The organism is Gordonia prachuapensis (genome assembly GCF_036350515.1).
GTDB classification, from domain to species: domain Bacteria; phylum Actinomycetota; class Actinomycetes; order Mycobacteriales; family Mycobacteriaceae; genus Gordonia; species Gordonia prachuapensis.
This window is the reverse complement of record NZ_JAZDUE010000006.1, coordinates 220908-238156: the sequence shown is the minus strand read 5'-3', so window position 1 is coordinate 238156 and position 17249 is coordinate 220908. Positions and strand designations below refer to the sequence as shown.

14 protein-coding genes are annotated in these 17249 nt (G+C 66.9%); 7 read left to right on the top strand and 7 right to left on the bottom strand.

Annotated features, from left to right (window positions below; genetic code table 11):
* Positions 1 to 61 precede the first annotated feature (61 nt).
* The gene (locus tag V1Y59_RS09370) at positions 62 to 808 is read left to right on the top strand and encodes a hypothetical protein (protein WP_330504552.1); all 747 of its coding nucleotides are present in this window, start codon (positions 62 to 64) and stop codon (positions 806 to 808) included.
* Here V1Y59_RS09370 and V1Y59_RS09365 read toward each other — a convergent pair.
* Positions 782 to 2020 (bottom strand): TetR/AcrR family transcriptional regulator, encoded by a 1239-nt coding sequence (locus V1Y59_RS09365; protein WP_330504551.1) that lies wholly within the window; start codon positions 2018 to 2020, stop codon positions 782 to 784. The two genes, V1Y59_RS09370 and V1Y59_RS09365, sit on opposite strands and share 27 nt — an antisense overlap.
* A gap of 197 nt (positions 2021 to 2217) precedes the next feature.
* On the opposite strand from V1Y59_RS09365, the gene V1Y59_RS09360 reads away from it, so the two are divergent.
* The 5 genes from V1Y59_RS09360 (at position 2218) to V1Y59_RS09340 (ending at position 7560) form a co-directional block, all read left to right on the top strand.
* Positions 2218 to 3030, top strand: coding sequence for an enoyl-CoA hydratase-related protein (locus V1Y59_RS09360; protein ID WP_330504550.1), 813 nt, complete (start codon positions 2218 to 2220; stop codon positions 3028 to 3030).
* A 79-nt stretch (positions 3031 to 3109) separates the two neighbouring features.
* Positions 3110 to 4714: a fatty-acid--CoA ligase FadD5 gene (fadD5, locus tag V1Y59_RS09355; RefSeq protein WP_330504549.1), complete on the top strand. Its 1605-nt coding sequence runs from the start codon at positions 3110 to 3112 to the stop codon at positions 4712 to 4714.
* 222 nt (positions 4715 to 4936) lie between these two features.
* Positions 4937 to 6067 carry an NDMA-dependent alcohol dehydrogenase gene (locus V1Y59_RS09350; protein ID WP_330504548.1) on the top strand — a complete coding sequence of 377 codons (1131 nt, stop codon included), beginning with the start codon at positions 4937 to 4939 and terminating at the stop codon, positions 6065 to 6067.
* Positions 6068 to 6092: 25 nt separating this feature from the next.
* Positions 6093 to 6917: a serine hydrolase domain-containing protein gene (locus V1Y59_RS09345; protein ID WP_330504547.1), complete on the top strand. Its 825-nt coding sequence runs from the start codon at positions 6093 to 6095 to the stop codon at positions 6915 to 6917.
* Between the two features lie 124 nt (positions 6918 to 7041).
* A complete protein-coding gene (locus V1Y59_RS09340; RefSeq protein WP_330434481.1) occupies positions 7042 to 7560 on the top strand; it encodes a DUF3145 domain-containing protein in 519 nt (172 codons plus the stop codon).
* Positions 7561 to 7848: 288 nt separating this feature from the next.
* Here V1Y59_RS09340 and V1Y59_RS09335 read toward each other — a convergent pair whose 3' ends face one another.
* The 6 genes from V1Y59_RS09335 to aceE form a co-directional block, all read right to left on the bottom strand.
* Complete coding sequence (locus V1Y59_RS09335) at positions 7849 to 9300, bottom strand: acyl-CoA carboxylase subunit beta (protein WP_330504546.1); 1452 nt, start codon at positions 9298 to 9300, stop codon at positions 7849 to 7851.
* 26 nt (positions 9301 to 9326) lie between these two features.
* Positions 9327 to 10598 (bottom strand): KasA/KasB family beta-ketoacyl-ACP synthase, encoded by a 1272-nt coding sequence (locus V1Y59_RS09330; protein WP_330504544.1) that lies wholly within the window; start codon positions 10596 to 10598, stop codon positions 9327 to 9329.
* Entirely contained in the window at positions 10595 to 10900 is a 306-nt protein-coding gene (acpM, locus tag V1Y59_RS09325; RefSeq protein ID WP_330434484.1) for a meromycolate extension acyl carrier protein AcpM, read from the bottom strand. The genes V1Y59_RS09330 and acpM overlap by 4 nt, the downstream gene beginning before the upstream one ends.
* A 144-nt stretch (positions 10901 to 11044) precedes the next feature.
* Positions 11045 to 11953: an ACP S-malonyltransferase gene (locus V1Y59_RS09320; RefSeq protein WP_330504543.1), complete on the bottom strand. Its 909-nt coding sequence runs from the start codon at positions 11951 to 11953 to the stop codon at positions 11045 to 11047.
* A gap of 204 nt (positions 11954 to 12157) precedes the next feature.
* Positions 12158 to 13420, bottom strand: coding sequence for a PucR family transcriptional regulator (locus tag V1Y59_RS09315; protein ID WP_330504542.1), 1263 nt, complete (start codon positions 13418 to 13420; stop codon positions 12158 to 12160).
* A 64-nt stretch (positions 13421 to 13484) separates the two neighbouring features.
* Positions 13485 to 16298 carry a pyruvate dehydrogenase (acetyl-transferring), homodimeric type gene (aceE, locus tag V1Y59_RS09310; protein ID WP_330504541.1) on the bottom strand — a complete coding sequence of 938 codons (2814 nt, stop codon included), beginning with the start codon at positions 16296 to 16298 and terminating at the stop codon, positions 13485 to 13487.
* Between the two features lie 209 nt (positions 16299 to 16507).
* Between aceE and V1Y59_RS09305 the strand changes: the two genes are divergently transcribed.
* Positions 16508 to 17152 carry a hypothetical protein gene (locus V1Y59_RS09305; protein ID WP_330504540.1) on the top strand — a complete coding sequence of 215 codons (645 nt, stop codon included), beginning with the start codon at positions 16508 to 16510 and terminating at the stop codon, positions 17150 to 17152.
* Positions 17153 to 17249: the final 97 nt, after the last annotated feature.

Sequence of the window (17249 nt, the reverse complement as noted above, 5' to 3'; positions counted from 1 at the left end):
CATATATTTGATAGGGAATGGCGTGAGCTGTGCCACAGCGCACGGTCGCTACATTGGTCGCATGCCCAAGTCCCAACGATCTGCGCCGCCCGACGAACGGCCGACGCAGGATGTCTCCGCACCGGACGAGGTCACGTCCCTCGACGGTGAGCGGTTCCTCGAGGTGAATCGATCGACCCGGGACCGCTTGCGGGCGGAGGCCGATCGGCCCGGGTGGCTCCGGCGGCGGCGTGGGCGGCGTCCGGGCATCGTCGACGACGACGAGGCGCGCGACGTCGCGGCCCCACGAGTTCGCCGGGGGCGGCCGCGCGTCCTGGTTCTCGCATTGGGTGTGCTGGTCGTGGTGTTCGCCGCGTCCACGGCGTTCTTCGCGACGAAGTGGGTGCAGGCGGAGAATCGTGCCGAGGAGGCCGGACCCTCGCAGGCCACACGGTCTGAGGTCATGGATCTCGCCCGCGAGTATGCCGCGGTCATCGCGACCTATGACCCGGCCCGCTACGACGACCTGGATCGACGGATCCGGGAGATCTCGACAGCCGAGTTCGCGAACACGTACATCACGTCGTCGCAGGACGCTCGCCGCGGCAACGCGTCGGTGCGGGGCGTGTCCCGGGCGGTGTCGAACGACGCCGGGGTGCAGTCGCTGTCGGACGACGAGGCGGTGGTGTTGGTCACGCTGGACCAGACGGTCACCTCGCCGGAGGTGAGTTCGGAGCTGCCCGAAGGCATTCCGTACCAATCCCGGGTCAAGGTGACGCTGGAGCGCCAAGACGGCCGATGGCTACTCGCCGGCGTGGACACGGTCTGAGTTGGTCGTTACGGTCTCGCCGAGCAGGATGCGAAGCCCGAGGGTCGAGATGCGGTCCGGGCTGGGATCGCGGTGTGAACGGGTGAGATCCATGATGACGTTGAGCGCCGCCTGTACCAGGAACCTCGCCTGCGCAGGCGACAGCTCGGGCCGGTCGCGGGTCAACCACGCTGCCCACTCCTCGACGTTGATGCGCTGCTGACTGCGTAGTTCTGTTCGCTGCCGGGCCTCGATGTTGCCGATCTCGCGCGAGTAGACGGCGAGGATGTCGTTGTCGGTACAGCACATGTCGATATACGCGTTGACGAGGGCGACGATCGCTTCGCGGGGTGTGCCGGCCCGTGACAAGGCGTCCGCGATCAGGGTGGTGACGCGGTCGGAGGCGCGCCAGAAGGTTGCCTGCAGGATCGCGGCCTTGCTCTCGAAGTGCCGATACACGCCCGACGGTGGCAGGTCGGCGGCTCGGGCGATGTCGTCGATCGTCACGTCGTGGAACCCGCGCGCCGCGAACAGGCGGATCGATTCGGCCAGCAACACTTCGCGTTTCGACGTCGGAGACAGACCGCCCGTCGATTCGGTGGGGGGTGACGATCCGGGCGGCAACTCGACGTCGGACAAGCGTGTCGCCGCGTCCGTGATCAGATCGACGATCTGTCGCGCCGACATCACCGTCCGGTGGGTCGCGGGGCTGGCCACCACGCTGGTCATCGCGGCGGTGATCAGGTCTGCCGAGGTGTGGTCGAGATCTCGGCGGCACCCGAGCAGAGCCCCGCGCATCCGCCGGTGTTGGGCGACCACGATCGCCCGGACGTACTGCGCGTCGTCGTCCTCGAGATAGTCGGCTTCCCAGTGATAGATCCCACCGGTGCGGCGGTTCGCCACGGCGGCCGCGGTCAAGGCGGCCAGCAGTGCGCGTAACTCACCCGCCGGATCGTCGGGGGTCACCGGCACGGCGGCGGTGGCGGTCGCCAGGGCGTCCGCCAAGGAGCGGGCGGTCTCGGCGAACAGTGCGTACTTGTTCGGGAAGTGCCTATACAGCGCGGGCGCGGAGATCCCCGCGGCTTCGGCGATGTCGTCGAGACGCACGGCGTGATATCCGCTGTCACTGAACGCCTTGGCTGCGACGCGCAGGATGACCTCGCGCCGGTCGGCCGGACGGCGGCGGGGCGCGCGGCCCTCCGACGCGGTCGGGGTCGACGAACGGGAAGCCATGGGATGCGAGCTTAGCCGGAGTCGATCTTCTCCACGGTCGATTCGCATCTGTCGAACAAAAGCCCAGCACGATGCCCATGCGTGAGGAAAAAAGTTAACGAGTATTCTCGTGATCTAGATCGCACTGTGATAGTAATGTTGGCGTCGACCCACCTGCGACAGGCGGGCACGACAGAGCCGGAGGGGTGAGGCGAGCAGTGAGTGACAACGAAGCCGTCGTCGACGAGGTTCGGGCCGAAGTGGATGCCCGAGGTGTGGCCCGAATAGAGATCGATCGACAGCATCGGATGAACGCGCTGAACGGCGCGGCGTCGGCCACGATCATGGAAGCGCTCGGCGAGTGGTCGCAGCGTGACGACGTGCGGGTGGTGGTCATCGACGGTGTCGGGGGCAGTTTCAGTACCGGTGCCGACGTGATCGACATCGCCCAGGCGGCCGGTGGGAATCCGACCGGGGGCCTCGACGCCACCCAGGCGCGCGGGGTGATCTCGTCGGGATCCGACCTCGCACGGGCGGTTCGGTCGGTGCGGGCCCCGGTCATCGCCGCGGTCGACGGCCCGGCCGTCGGCATCGGCGCATCCCTGGCGTTCGCGTCGGACCTCGTCTTCGCGACCGAGCGGTCCTACTTCCTGTTGGCCTTCATCAACATCGGACTCATGCCCGACGGTGGTGCGTCGATGTCGGTTGCGGCGTCGGTCGGGCGTGCCCGCGCCAACGCCATGGCGTTGCTCGGCGAGAAGCTACCCGCGGCAGAGGCATTCGGCGCCGGACTGCTCAGTGGCCTGGTTGCCGACCGGGAAGCTCTCGACGCGAAGGTGGACAAGGCCGTCGGCAAACTCGTCGGAACCTCGGCGAGTGCGTTGCGGCTGACCAAGGCCGCGCTCGACGCCCACACGATGGGTGACTTCGAGGCGGCCCTCGACCGCGAACTGGACGGGCAGACCGAGCTGCTGCAATCGGCCGAGTTCCAGGCCGCGATGGCCGCATTCGCCGGCAGCAGCAAGTCCTGACCTCTCCATCCTGAGATTCCCACGTACTCAACATGAAACGCGACCGGTTCAGCAGTCGCACGAACGGAGGAAGACCCACATGACCGCCACCATCGATTCGGCCAGCGACCTCACCACCGAGCCGCTGCGCTCACGCCGCAACCACTGGAACAACCAGGTGCGGCGTCACGCCTTCATGACGCCGGACGGTCCCGCGCTGAAGTTCCTCGGTCAGGTGACCACCTGGCGTCAGCTCGATGAGCGCACACGGGCGTTCGCCGCGGCATTGACCCGGCGTGGTGTCGGCTTCGGCGACCGGATCCTGCTGGTCATGCTCAACCGCACGGAGTATGTCGAGGCGACCCTGGGCGCCAACCTGATCGGGGCCATCCCGGTGCCGGTGAACGTCCGGATGAGCCCGGCCGAGATCGCGTTCCTGGTCGCCGACAGCGGCGCGAAGGTGATCATCACCGAGTCCCTGCTGGCGCCGCTCGCCGACGCTGTGAGTGCATCCACCGGGGCGATCGACTCGACGATCGTGGTCGGGGACACCGACAACGAGGCGCACCTGAAGTACGAGGCCCTGATGGCCGAGGACGCATCGGACCTGCAGGACATCGACATCCCGGAGGAGACCGTCGCCCTCATCATGTACACCTCGGGCACCACCGGTAAGCCCAAGGGCGCCATGCTGACCCACCAGAATCTGCAGGCGCAGGCCGTGACCTGCCTGCAGGCACTGCAGACCCGCCCCGACGACATCGGTGCCTGCGTCGCACCGATGTTCCACATCGCCGGCCTCGGCGCGATGACGCCGCTGTTCTACATGGGTGCGTTGTCGGTGATCCATCCGCTCGGTGCGTTCGATCCGAACGACATGCTCGACACCCTCGAGCGCGAGGGCACCACCTCGATCTTCCTGGTGCCTGCTCAGTGGCAGGCGGTGTGCGCCGCCCAGCAGGCAAAGCCGCGCAAGCTGAACCTCCGGGTCATCAGCTGGGGTGCCGCCCCGGCCTCGGACACGGTGCTGCGCGCGATGAGCGAGACCTTCCCGGACGCCATCAACGTCGCCGTCTTCGGCCAGACCGAGATGTCGCCGATCACGTGTGTGCTCGAGGGCAAGGACGCACTGCGCAAGATCGGGTCGATCGGCAAGGTCGTGCCCGCGGTGACCGCGCGTGTGGTCGACCCGGAGATGAACGACGTCAAGCGTGGTGAGGTCGGCGAGATCGTGTACCGCGGCCCGAACATGATGAAGGGTTATTGGCAGAACCCGCAGGGTACGGCCGACGCGTTCCACGGCGGCTGGTTCCACTCGGGCGACCTGGTCCGTGAGGACGACGAGGGCTTCCTCTACGTCGTGGACCGGGCCAAGGACATGATCATCTCCGGTGGCGAGAACATCTACTGCGCCGAGGTCGAGAATGCCCTCTTCGGGCACGAGAAGATCGCCGAGGCGGCGATCATCGGTCGCGCACATGAGAAGTGGGGTGAGGTGCCCGTGGCCGTCGTCGTGCTCGCCGAAGGCGTCGAGGACCTGACGCTCGAGGAGATGGAACCGTACCTGAACGAGAACCTGGCGCGCTTCAAGCACCCGAAGGATCTCGTCATCGTCGACGAACTGCCGCGCAACGCCGGCGGCAAGGTGGTCAAGCCGACGTTGCGTTCGTCCTACGGCAGCAAGGACGCCGGCCTGGCCAAGTGATCTGTCGCCGGGTCGTGGCGCCGACCCGGCACGTGTGAGCGGACCGTGTGCACTCGGGGCAGTGCACACGGTCCGTTCGTCGTCTCCACCCGAATCCACCAAGCGAACTAGAACACGTTCCATTTTTCCCGGAAAGTGACTAGGGTCTCTCCTAGGTCGTCGGCGTGACACCGGGGGGCGACTACCGTCGGGCCGAACGCCGTCAGAAGTGGAGGATGCGAAGTGAAGACCAAAGGCGCACTGCTGCGGGAGAACAACAAGCCGTGGGAGATCGAGGAGATCGAGATCGGCGATCCGCAGCGGAGCGAGATCAAGATCAGGATGGAAGCGGCCGGTATGTGCCACTCCGATCACCATCTGATGACCGGTGGCATCCCAATGGCCGGGTTCCCGATCCTCGGCGGCCACGAAGGTGCCGGTGTGGTCGAAGCGGTCGGCGAGGGCGTCACCGACTTCGAGGTGGGCGATCACGTCGTGCTCTCGTTCATCCCCTCCTGTGGCAAGTGCCCGTCATGTAAGGGCGGACTGGCCAACCTGTGCGATTTCGGAGCCATGCTCCTCCAGGGTGAGGCGGTGTCCGACAACACCTTCCGCATCCACACCGCCAAGGGTGAGCCCGTCTACCCGATGACGCTGCTCGGCACCTTCTCGCCGTACATGGTCGTCCACGAGGCGTCGGCGGTGAAGATCGACAAGGACATCCCGTTCGAGGTCGCCGCCCTGTGTGGTTGTGGCATCCCGACCGGCTACGGGTCGTCGACGCGCAGTGGTGACGTGCGACCCGGGGAGGACGTGGCCATCGTCGGCGTCGGGGGCGTGGGGACCGCCGCGCTGCAGGGCGCGGTCATCTCCGGAGCACGCAACGTCATCGCGATCGACCCGGTGGAGTGGAAGCGTGAGCAGGCCATGAAGTTCGGCGCCACCCACGCCTTCGCCTCGGTGGAGGAGGCAGCGATGAGTATCGCCGAACTCACCGCTGGGCACATGTGCCACAAGGTGATCGTCACCGTCGGCGAGGTCCACGGCAAGGACGTCGACACGTGGATGGGCATCACCGCCAAGGCGGGCACCTGCGTGCTGACCGGTATGGGCAACATGATGGAGAGCGAGGTCACGCTGAACCTCGCGATGCTGACCCTGCTGCAGAAGAACCTGCAGGGCACCATCTTCGGCGGCGCGAACCCGAAGCTCGACATCCCGCAGTTGCTGTCGATGTACCGCATGGGCAAGCTCAACATCGAGGACATGATCACCCGCCGGTACCGCCTGGACCAGATCAACGAGGGTTACCAGGACATGCTCGACGGCAAGAACATCCGCGGCGTGATCCGCTACACCGACGCCGACCGCTGACGTGCGGCATCGGTAGGGTTGCCATGTGTCTGCACTGGATGCCCTAGCGACGTGGCCGGTCGATCACGCATCGGCCGCCATCATCACCTCGAGCGGTGTCGTGGCCTACCACGGCGACCCCGAGCAGGTCTTCGAACTGGCCTCGGTCACCAAATTGCTGGTGGCCGAGGCCGTTCTCGTCGCGGTGGAGGAGGGGGCCGTCGACCTCGACGACGCCGCAGGCCCTCCGGGCGCGACCGTCGGGCATCTGCTCGCCCATGCCTCGGGGTTGGCGTTCGACAGCCGCGACGTCGCGGCCGACGTGGGGACCCAACGGATTTACTCGAGCGCCGGTTTCGAGGTGTTGGCCGACACCGTCGAGGCTGCCACTGACATCGGGTTCGCCGACTACCTGCACCAGGCCGTCGCGGAACCGCTCGGCCTGGGGTCGACGACGTTGGCCGGACCGGCCGGCCACGGCGCGCGGTCCTCGGTGGCCGATCTCGCGCGATTCGCCGCCGAGCTGTTGTCGCCGACCCTGGTGTCTCCGCAACTGTTCGCCGCCGCGACATCGGTGCAGTTCCCCGGTCTCGACGGCTTCGTCCCGGGCTACGGCAAGCACCGACCCAACGACTGGGGATTCGGATTCGAGATCCGGTCGGACAAGCGGCCGCATTGGACCGGAACCACCAACTCTCCGTCCACCTTCGGTCACTTCGGACAGACGGGTACCTTTCTGTGGGTCGATCCCGACCTGGAGGCGGCGTGTGTCGTCTTGACCGACCGGGCGTTCGGCGCGTGGGCGAAGCCGCTGTGGAGCGAGTTCAACGACACGGTCGTCGCCGAGCTGAATTCGAGGACCAAAACCTGAGAATGCACTCCAGAAACTAGCGCAACACGTGCAACATGAGGCACAATCGTCCTCACAAGTGTGATATCCGGTTCGCGAGGTGTGTTGGGGAAGACGTTCCTCGTCGAGACCGGAGGTGAACAAGGTGCGCAATCTGAATCAGTTTGCGGACATGACGACTGGCGTGGTGTACATCCACTCGGCGCCGGTGGCGCTGTGCCCGCATGTGGAGTGGGCTCTGTCGTCGACCCTTAATGCGCGGGCCAACCTGAAGTGGTCGGCGCAAGAGGCCGACCCCGGGATGCAACGTGCCACCGTGGACTGGACGGGGCCGGTCGGTACTGCCGCGCGCCTGGTAACAGCGCTGCGTGAGTGGTCGGGCCTGCGCTTCGAGGTGACCGAGAACGCCAGCGACGGTGTCGACGGCGAACGCTTCTCCTACGTGCCCGGTCTCGGACTGTGGCGTGGCTCGACGAGCGCCAACGGTGACGTCGTGATCGGCGAACTCCAGTTGCGCGCACTGATCGACCGTCAACCCGACAGCATCGGTCTCGCCGGCGATCTGGAAGCCGCCCTCGGGACGGCGTGGGACGACGCGCTCGAGCCCTACCGGATGGGCGGCGCAGGCGCCGAGGTCACCTGGTTGCAGCAGCGGGTGGGGTAGCGACACACCTCTGCTGATCGCGAAGGCACGGCGACATCTCGCTGACGCGTGGGCACGGCAACCTCTCGCTCACGCGTGGGTACGGCAACCTCTCGCTGATCGAGTAGGTGACGAGCGGCAGCGAGGAGCCGTATCGAGATCTCGGTACGGGCAGGTGATCTCGATACGCCCTCCGCTAGCGCTCCGGGCTACTCGATCGGCGGTGGGGCGCTCCGGTGACTCGACCACGCGGGACACTCGATCGGCGGTGGGGCGCTATGGGGTTCCTCAGGGACCGGGAGGACCCGGTCAGAGCGGAATGTTCTTGTGCCGACCGCGACGCGCGGGGGCGGCGGCGAGCGCCTCGGCGATGCGGCTGCGCGTGGTGGCGGGGTCGATCACGTCGTCGACCACGCCGATCGACTGGGCGCGGCCCACACCACCGGCGATCGCCTCGTGTTCGGCGGCCAGGCGGTCGTGCAGGGCCTCGCGCTCATCGTCCGGTGCTGCGGCCAGGGCCTTCTTGTGCAGGATGCCGACCGCGGCCTTGGCGCCCATGACGGCGACCTCGGAGCCGGGCCAGGCGAACACCGCCGTCGCGCCGAGCGCGCGGGAGTTCATCGCGATGTAGGCGCCGCCGTAGATCTTTCGGGTCACCAAGGTGATTCGTGGGACGGTGCACTCGGCGAAGGCGTGCAACAGCTTCGCCCCGCGGCGGACCACGCCGTTCCATTCCTGTCCGACGCCGGGCAGATAGCCCGGCACATCGGTGATGACGATCAACGGGATACCGAACGCATCGCACAGGCGGACGAATCGGGACGCCTTCTCGGCACTCTCGGAGTTGAGGCACCCGCCCATGCGCAGTGGATTGTTGGCGATCACGCCGACGCTGCGGCCGGCCAGCCGGCCGAAGCCGACGACGATGTTCGGCGCCCACTTCGCCTGCAGCTCTTCAAAACTGGAGATCTCGGTCTCGTGGTCGGCGGCGAGCTGGGTGTCGAGGAGATGCTCGACGACGGGGTGCACGTCGTAGGCGCGCCGATTCGATTCCGGCAGCAGGGCTTTGAGATCGGTGTCGCCCGCCTCGGCCTGCTCACGGTTGAAATGGCCCTGCCTGCTGAACGTCGACACCAGGCGGCGAGCACGCCAGTAGGCGTCCGGTTCGGAGTCCGCGGTGATGTGGCTGACGCCCGACTTCTTGCCGTGGGTGTGGGGACCGCCGAGCGTCTCCATGTCCACCGATTCGCCGGTGACGCTCTTGACCACGTCCGGCCCGGTGACGAACACACGGCCGGCGGGGGCCATGATCACCACGTCGGTCAGCGCCGGGCCGTAGGCGGCTCCGCCGGCCGCGAAGCCGACGACCACCGAGATCTGCGGTACGTAGCCGGAGGCCCGCACCATCGCCTCGAACACGCCGCCGACCGCGTGCAGGGCTTCGACACCCTCGGCCAGGCGGGCGCCACCGGAATGCCAGATCCCGACGACGGGGGCCTGCTCGGTGATGGCGGTGTCGATCGCATTCACGATATGCGCGCACCCCACCACACCCATGGCACCGCCCATCACGGTGCCATCGGTGCAATAGGAGACCGTCCGTACGCCGTCGACCAGACCGATCGCCGCCTGCACGCCCGACTTGTCGCGGGTGTGCAGCAGCGAGACGGTCCCTTCGTCGAAGAAGTTGGTCAACCGCAGCAACGGATCCCGGGGATCCGCTGCCTCCTCACGGCCGGTGATGGGAGCCAATGTGGTCAACGGGGTCTCCTGTGGTGTCGGGTGCGTCAGTAGCGACCGAAGGTGAGCGCCACGTTGTGCCCACCGAACCCGAACGAGTTGCTCAACGCGTAGTCGATCTGCCCGTAGCGGGCCTCACCGTGCACGACGTCGACATCACATTCGGGGTCCTGGTTCTCCAGGTTGAGCGTCGGCGGGATGACCCCCTCCTCCACGCTCTTGATGGTCAGGACCGACTCCAGCGCCCCGACTGCGCCGATGGAGTGACCCAGCGCCGACTTCGGCGCATAGACCGCTGCGTGCTGACCGACGGCCATGTTGATGCCCACGGCCTCGGCGGTGTCACCGATCGGTGTCGCCGTGGCGTGCGCGTTGACATGGGTGATGTCGGCCTTGGTGAGCCCGGCCGTCTGGATCGCGCGGGTCATCGCCCGTGCGTTGCCCTGGCCACTGGGGTCAGGGGCGACCAGATGGAAGCCGTCGGACGTGATGCCTGCACCGAGGACACGCGCATGGATGTGCGCGCCACGGGCACGGGCATGCTCCTCACGTTCCAGCACGAGCATCGCGGCGGCCTCACCGAACACGAATCCGTCGCGATCCTTGTCGAACGGACGCGACGCGCCGGCCGGATCGTCGTTGCGCGTGCTCATCGCCCGCATCATCGAGAACGCGGCGATCGGGATCGCGTCGATGTGTCCTTCCACACCGCCGGTCACCACCATGTCCGCGTCGCCCATGACGATGTGCCGCCACGCGTGTGCGATCGCCTCGGCACCCGACGAACACGCCGAGACGGGGGTGATCACACCGGCACGCGCGCCGACGTTGAGTCCGACGACCGCGGCGGGTCCGTTCGGCATCGCCATCGAGACGGCCAGCGGAGAGACCTTGCGGTAGTTGCCGGACTCCTCGATCGCCTTCACGGCGTCGACCATCGCGTCGCCGCCGCCCTGGCCGGTGCCCAACACGACCGCGAGGCGGTCCGGGTCGACCTCGGGCTCGCCGGCGTGGGCCCACAGGCGCTTGCTCATCACGTGGGCGATGCGCTCGACGTAGGCCATACGGCGTGCTTCGACGCGGGTGACCTCTTCGGCCGGGTCCGCCAGAAGGCGTCCGCCGACCCGGCACGGCAGTTCGCCGTACTGGGTGACGAAGGGATCGGTGAGTTCCCGGATACCCGACCCACCCGCAAGCAGATTCTTCCACGTGCTGTCGAGGTCCTCACCCAGAGACGTGGTGGCGACCATCGAGGTGACCACCACGCTCGGGAAGTTCCCGCCCAGCGTGGAGTATTCGCGGAGGGACGGGGAGCTCACGAGTTCTTGTCTGCCTCGACCTGGGCCTGGATGGCAGCCGCGGCCTCGGGGTTCTCGGCCTCGAGCTTCTGGATGTAGGCGACGGCGTCACCCACGGTCCGCAGGCCGGCGAGATCCTCGTCCGGGATCTTCACGCCGTACTTGTCCTCGGTCTGGACAGCGATCTCGACCATCGACAGCGAGTCGATGTCCAGGTCGTCGACGAACGACTTCTCCATGGTCACCTCGGACGGCTCGATGCCGGTGACTTCCTCGATGATCTCGGCGATGCCGGCAATGAGTTGTTCCTGGGTGGCAGCCACTGTGTGGTTCCCTTCTGTGTAGTGCAATGCTTCTGCGAATGCAGTGCTCTATTCGATCCGGAGCACTCGTGAGCACCCCGCCCACGAGGGCTTGGACAACCGGCGAACCGGTTTTCCGGGGGTCACGGTCTGGCGCCGTGACCGCTATCCAAGTTCGGTGATGGCGTCGAGGCCGTCGGGATCCTTGAGGGCGAGCGTGGGTGTGCCCTTCAGCTCGCGTTTCGCGATGCCCGCCAGGGTCCCGGCCGGGGGCAGTTCGACGATGGCGGTGGTGGCCTGCTCGCGCATGTACGCCGAGCACAGGTCCCAGCGGACCGGCTGCGTCACCTGGGCGACGAGCTTGTTCAGTGCGTCGGCACCGCTGGTCACCGGTCGGCCGTCGGAGTTGGAGAGCAATGTGCGCGCCGGCTCGGCGGGCACGATGTTGGCCGCCGCCTCGGCGACGGCGTCCTGGGCCGGGGCCATGAAACGCGTGTGGAACGCGCCGGCGACGGCGAGCTTGCGGATCCGGGCCTTGGCGGGCGGATTCGCGATGAGCTCCTCGATCGCCGCGACCTTGCCGGCGGCCACGATCTGGCCTGCGGCGTTGCGGTTGGCCGGGACGAGGTCGAGCTCGTCGAGGCGGGCGAGCACCTCGGCTTCGTCGCCCCCGAGCACGGCAGCCATGGTGGTGGGCTCGAGCGCACAGGCCTTGGCCATCTCGGCGCCGCGGATCGCGGCCAGCGAGACGGCCTCGTCGGCGCTGATGACCCCGGTGATCGCGGCGGCCGCGAGCTCACCGACGGAGTGGCCGGCGACGATCGCGTCCGCGGGCAGTTCGGACCGCTTGTGCAGCTCGTCGAAGGCGAGCAGCGCGGAGGCGACGACGAGCGGCTGAGTCACCGCGGTATCGGTGATCTCCTCCGCGGTCGCGGTGGTGCCGAGCCGCTCGAGATCGAGGCGGGTCAGTTTGGACCACGTGGCGAGTTGGTCACGCGCACCCGCGAGTTCCAACCATGTGGTCAGCATCCCTGGTGTCTGAGAGCCCTGGCCGGGCGCAAGCATCGTGAGCACGTGACCAGAGAACACCGTCCGGGCGGGTTTTGTGGGTGTTGAGGCCCATGAACCTTGTGGTGTGGATTTGTGGGGTTTCCACAAAGTTCACCGAAGGGGTACCTGGTTCGTCATCACTCCGAGATGCGTTACCAAACTGTGCTCTGAATGGGTTGATCTGCGGAAACGTCTAGAACGGACTGTGGCTGATGTGATTGGTGTGACTCATGAGTGCGATTCGTTTTGGAAGTGTGTCAATCGACCCACAGTGCCCGCGACTCTCAGGACATACGCGTCGCGAGGGTTTGTCGGATCGCGACCTGTGATTTCTGCAACTTTTTTCAGTCTGTAACGGACGGTATTTGGATGTATATACAGAAGACGAGCACAACTCTCGACTGAGCCACCTGAGTCCAGGTATGCCTCGAGCGTTGCATTCAGCGTGCTGCCACCCTTGGCCAGCGGACGCACCAACAGCTCGTGCAACGTCGTCATCGCCGTCTGGTCGCCGTTGAGTGCCCGCTCCGGCAGCACCTCCAGGCTGTGCACCGGCCGCGGGGCGTTCGGCCAGCCCGCCACCGCCGAGATCCCCGACATCGCCTCGTTGGCGCTCGAGTAGGCGCTGCCGAGGTTCGGCATCGTCGGCCCGATCACCACCGGACCGTCGGCGAAGTGCTTGAGCAGGTCGGTCACGAAACGCTCGGTGGGCCGGATGGTCCCGCTGACGATCGCGACGAGGAACTTGCCCTGTACCACCGACAACGCGGAGCGGTCGTGCTGCTTGGCGGTGTTGTGGATGGCCAACGGCACCGAGACGTTCTGTTCCGGCGGGGGAGCGCCGACGATGACGGTTGCGGGTGCATCGGAATCCCAGTTGAGTGCCGCGGCGCGGGACAGGAGCTGCGGGCCGGTGTCGCCGCGCACCACCGCGTCGACGACGAGCGCCTCCAGGCGCGAATCCCACGCACCACGTGACTCGGCAGCCGACGCGTAGATGGACGCCGCGGCGAACCCGATCTCACGGCCGTAGCGCAACACCGACTCGGTCAGCGCCCGCAGCTGCGCGTCGTTGCGGGCGAGTAGCGGCAACCACTTCTCGAAGAACTCCATCGCGACGCGGACCATCTCGACGGTCTGCAGCAGGGTGATGCGCCGGGCCAGGTCCTGCGGCACCACCTGAAACGCCTGCACCGTGAACTTGACGTTGCCCTCGGGGTCCTGAATCCACTCGACGAAGTTGACCACCGCCGTCTGGACCACCAGTTGCACGCTCGCGCGCTGGGCGGCATCGAGGTCGCCGAAGTACGGCAGCTGGTCCTGCATCGAGTGCACGGCCTCGGTGGCCAACCGGCCGCTGTACTGCTTCACCCGGCGCAGCAACGTGTCGGGGAGTGCGTCGTGCACGGTCGCCGGCGCGGGGACATGCGCTCCCCGCTCGCCGAACACATCGGCGGGTGGTGGCTCTGGGTTCAGCGGGGCGTCGGTCACCTTTTCAATCTATGCCTCCGGTCCCGCGTGACCATCCACCGATGGTCACGCGGAACGGAGGAGGTCAGGCGACGCCGGGGTCGCTGGTCTGCTCGGGAGCAGCCGAGACGTCGGTGATCTGGTACTTGTCGGCCGCCTCCTGCGCGACCGTGAACGGGATGTTCCCGTCGCGGGCCAGGCCCACCAGCACCCCGACGACGATCGACTCGGCATCGACGTTGAAGAAGCGCCGCGCGGCCGGCCGGGTGTCGGAGAAACCGAACCCGTCGGTGCCCAGGGTCAGGTAGGTGCCCGGGACGTAGGCGCGGATCTGTTCCTGCACACCCCGCATGAAGTCGCTCACGCCGATCGAGGGCCCGACCGTCTGTGCGAGCACGTCGGTCAGATACGGCCGCGGATTCGCGGTGTTCGGTTCGCGCAGCGCCAGCCGGTCGGACTCGATGCCGTCTCGGGCCAGCTCGCTCCACGAGGTCACCGAGAACACGTTGGCACCCACGTTCCACTCGTCGGCCAGCATCTCCGCGGCGCGCAACGCGTCGGGCATCGTCACCCCGGAGACCAGGATGTTGGCGTAGAACTGCTTGCCGTCCGGTGCCTGCTGGAACCGATAGATGCCCTTGAGGAGGCCGGTGACATCGAGGTTCTCGGGTTCGGCCGGCTGGCTGATCGGCTCGTTGTACACCGTCAGGTAGTAGTAGATGTTCTCCGGGTTCTCGCCGTACATCCGCTCGAGCCCGTTGGCGATGATGTGCCCCAGTTCGAACGCGAAGGCCGGATCGTAGGACACCACAGCGGGGTTGGTCGCCGCGAGCAGCAACGAGTGGCCGTCGGCGTGCTGCAGGCCTTCACCGGTCAGGGTGGTGCGACCGGCTGTCGCGCCGATGGCGAACCCGCGGGCCATCTGATCCGACGCCGCCCAGAAGCTGTCACCGGTGCGCTGGAAGCCGAACATCGAATAGAAGATGTAGAGCGGGATCATCGGCTCGTCGTGGGTGGAGTAGGACGAGCCGACAGCGGCGAACGAACCGGCCGAACCGGCCTCGTTGATGCCCTCGTGGAGGATCTGGCCCTCGGAGCTCTCCTTGTAGGCCAGCATCAACTCGGCGTCGACCGACGTGTACAGCTGCCCGTTGCGGTTGTAGATCTTGAGGCTCGGGAACCACGAGTCCATGCCGAAGGTGCGCGCCTCGTCGGGGATGATCGGGACGATGCGATGGCCGATCTCCTTGTCGCGCAACAGGTCCTTGAAGATGCGGACCAGTGCCATGGTGGTCGCGACCTGCTGTTTGCCCGAACCCTTGCCCGACGTCTTGAGTGCCCTGCTGACATCGGGACGCAGGACCTTCGACTTGGTGCGCCGCGCGGGCAGCGAGCCGCCGAGCTCCTTGCGGCGCTCCAGCATGTACTGGACCTCTTCGGAATCGCGGCCGGGGTTGTAGTAGGGCGGCAGGTACGGGTCCTTGTCGAGCTCTTCGTCGCTGATCGGGATGCGGTTGTTGTCCCGGAACGCCTTGAGGTCGTCGAGGGTCAGCTTCTTCATCTGGTGGGTGGCGTTGCGGCCCTCGAAGTGCGTGCCCAGCAGGTAGCCCTTGATGGTGTGCGCCAGGATCACCGTCGGCTGGCCCTTGTGGGCGACCGCCGCGGCATAGGCGGCGTGCACCTTGCGGTAGTCGTGACCACCGCGCTTCATCTCCCAGATCTGGGCATCGGTCATGTCCTTGACGAGTTCCTTCGTCCGCGGGTCGCGGTTGAAGAAGTGTTCGCGTATGAAGGCACCGTCGTTGGCCCGGTAGGTCTGGAAGTCGCCGTCCGGGGTCGAGTTCATCAGGTTGACCAGGGCGCCCTCGTGGTCGCCGTAGAACAGCTTGTCCCACTCACGGCCCCAGATCACCTTGATCACGTTCCAGCCGGCGCCGCGGAAGAACGACTCGAGTTCCTGGATGATCTTGCCGTTGCCGCGGACCGGGCCGTCGAGGCGCTGCAGGTTGCAGTTGATGACGAAGGTCAGGTTGTCGAGGCCTTCGGTCGCCGCGAAGCTCGCGAAGCCGCGCGACTCCGGTTCGTCCATCTCGCCGTCGCCGAGGAACGCCCACACGTGCTGGTCCGAGGTGTCCTTGATGCCACGGTCGTGCAGATAGTGGTTGAAGCGAGCCTGATAGATCGCGTTCATCGGACCGATGCCCATCGACACCGTCGGGAACTGCCAGAAGTCCGGCATGAGCCGTGGATGCGGATACGAGGGCAGTCCACCGCCCATTCCGGCGTGGCTGTGTTCCTGCCGGAATCCGTCCATGCGGGACTCGTCGATGCGGCCCTCGAGGAATGCGCGGGCATAGATGCCGGGCGCAGCGTGGCCCTGGATGAAGATGTGGTCGCCGCCGCCGGGGTGATCGAGTCCGCGGAAGAAATGGTTGAACCCGACCTCGTACAGGGTGGCCGAGGACGCGTAGGTGGAGATGTGGCCGCCGACCCCGACACCCGGACGCTGCGCGCGGTGCACCATGATCGCGGCGTTCCAGCGGAGGATGCGACGGAAACGGCGTTCGAGTGCCTCGTCGCCGGGGAACTCGGGTTCGACCTCGGTGGTGATGGTGTTGACGTAGTCGGTGGAGGTCAGTGACGGGATGGAGACCTGCTTCTCGCCGGCGCGCTCCAGCATGCGCAGCATCAGGTACCGGGCCCGGGACGGGCCCGCGTGAGCGATCAGTTGATCCATCGATTCGAGCCACTCGGTGGTCTCTTCGGGGTCGGTGTCGGGCAGATAGGACGCCACACCCTCCCTGATGACGCGGACCCGGTTCTCGTCGTTGCCATCGGTGCCGGCCGGCTGCGATCCGTTGCCGCCGGTGGTCGTCGTGTGCTCTGCCTGTTCGGTCACTGTGATGCCTACTCCCTCGGTCGGCCGGTGCACGGTGGTGTCCGGCGTGCGATGACTCGGGCGTCGCTCCGATGATGTCGGGACCGCGACGTCCCACTTCACATCGTGCCCCATGTCACCGCGCTTGGCACCGGGTGGGCGAGCTTGCTGCCACACACTCTCACCTGCGGTAGCGTTTCAATGCTTGTTACTCATGGGTCAGGAGAAGGATGCGGCACGGACGGGGCGATCGGATCGTGGCGGGCGTGGTCGGCGACGTGACAACGCCGTCGGTGCGTCGAGCCGGCGGGCTGGCGGTCCTGGCCCTGATCGCGGTCGGGTGTGCGTCGCCGATCGACGGTTCCGGCACGGCCGCCCCGGGTGAGGTCACCGCCTACGAGGCCCAGCGGTCGGCGTCGATCGCCTCGTCCATCAGGCAGGACGGGGTGGACCTGTGTCGTCAGGCGATGTCGTCGATGGTGGTCATGGTGCGCGGATACAACGTGTTCGTCGAGCGGCTCAGTGAGGTCCACGCCTACGGCGAGGTCGGCGACCTCGACGAGAAGGCGCGCGCCAGCCTGATCGCCGGCTCCGATCAGATCCGGGGCAAGCTCACCGAGAAGACGCCCGAGGACGTTCGGGAGCCGACGACACGGTTCCTCGACTCCACCGCCCGGCTCGGCGACGCCATCGGGGACAGGCGGCTCACCGGCCTCAATCCCGTTGCGGTGCAGTGGACTCGGGACAAGAGGGCAGTTCTCGATACGTGCGAGCGCTATTTGCCGATCCCGCCGGTGTCGGATGCGTCACCCGCCCCGGAGCCGGGGGACGCACCGGCCACCGCTCCCGACGACCCGGCACCGCCCACCTCCTGAATGGGTCCCGATGAACGTCGCCGCGCCGGTGTCGGTCGGCTGTCCGCAATACCCCTGTTCGGGTTGCACCTCGAGCATTTAGGCTGTTCCCTAAGCT

What these genes read in the sequence shown, in the direction of transcription:
- V1Y59_RS09370 (WP_330504552.1), top strand. Translation starts at nt 62, where the DNA reads ATGCCCAAGTCCCAACGATCTGCGCCGCCCGACGAACGGCCGACGCAG.
- V1Y59_RS09365 (WP_330504551.1), bottom strand. Translation starts at nt 2,020, where the DNA reads ATGGCTTCCCGTTCGTCGACCCCGACCGCGTCGGAGGGCCGCGCGCCC.
- fadD5 (WP_330504549.1), top strand. Translation starts at nt 3,110, where the DNA reads ATGACCGCCACCATCGATTCGGCCAGCGACCTCACCACCGAGCCGCTG.
- V1Y59_RS09305 (WP_330504540.1), top strand. Translation starts at nt 16,508, where the DNA reads ATGCGGCACGGACGGGGCGATCGGATCGTGGCGGGCGTGGTCGGCGAC.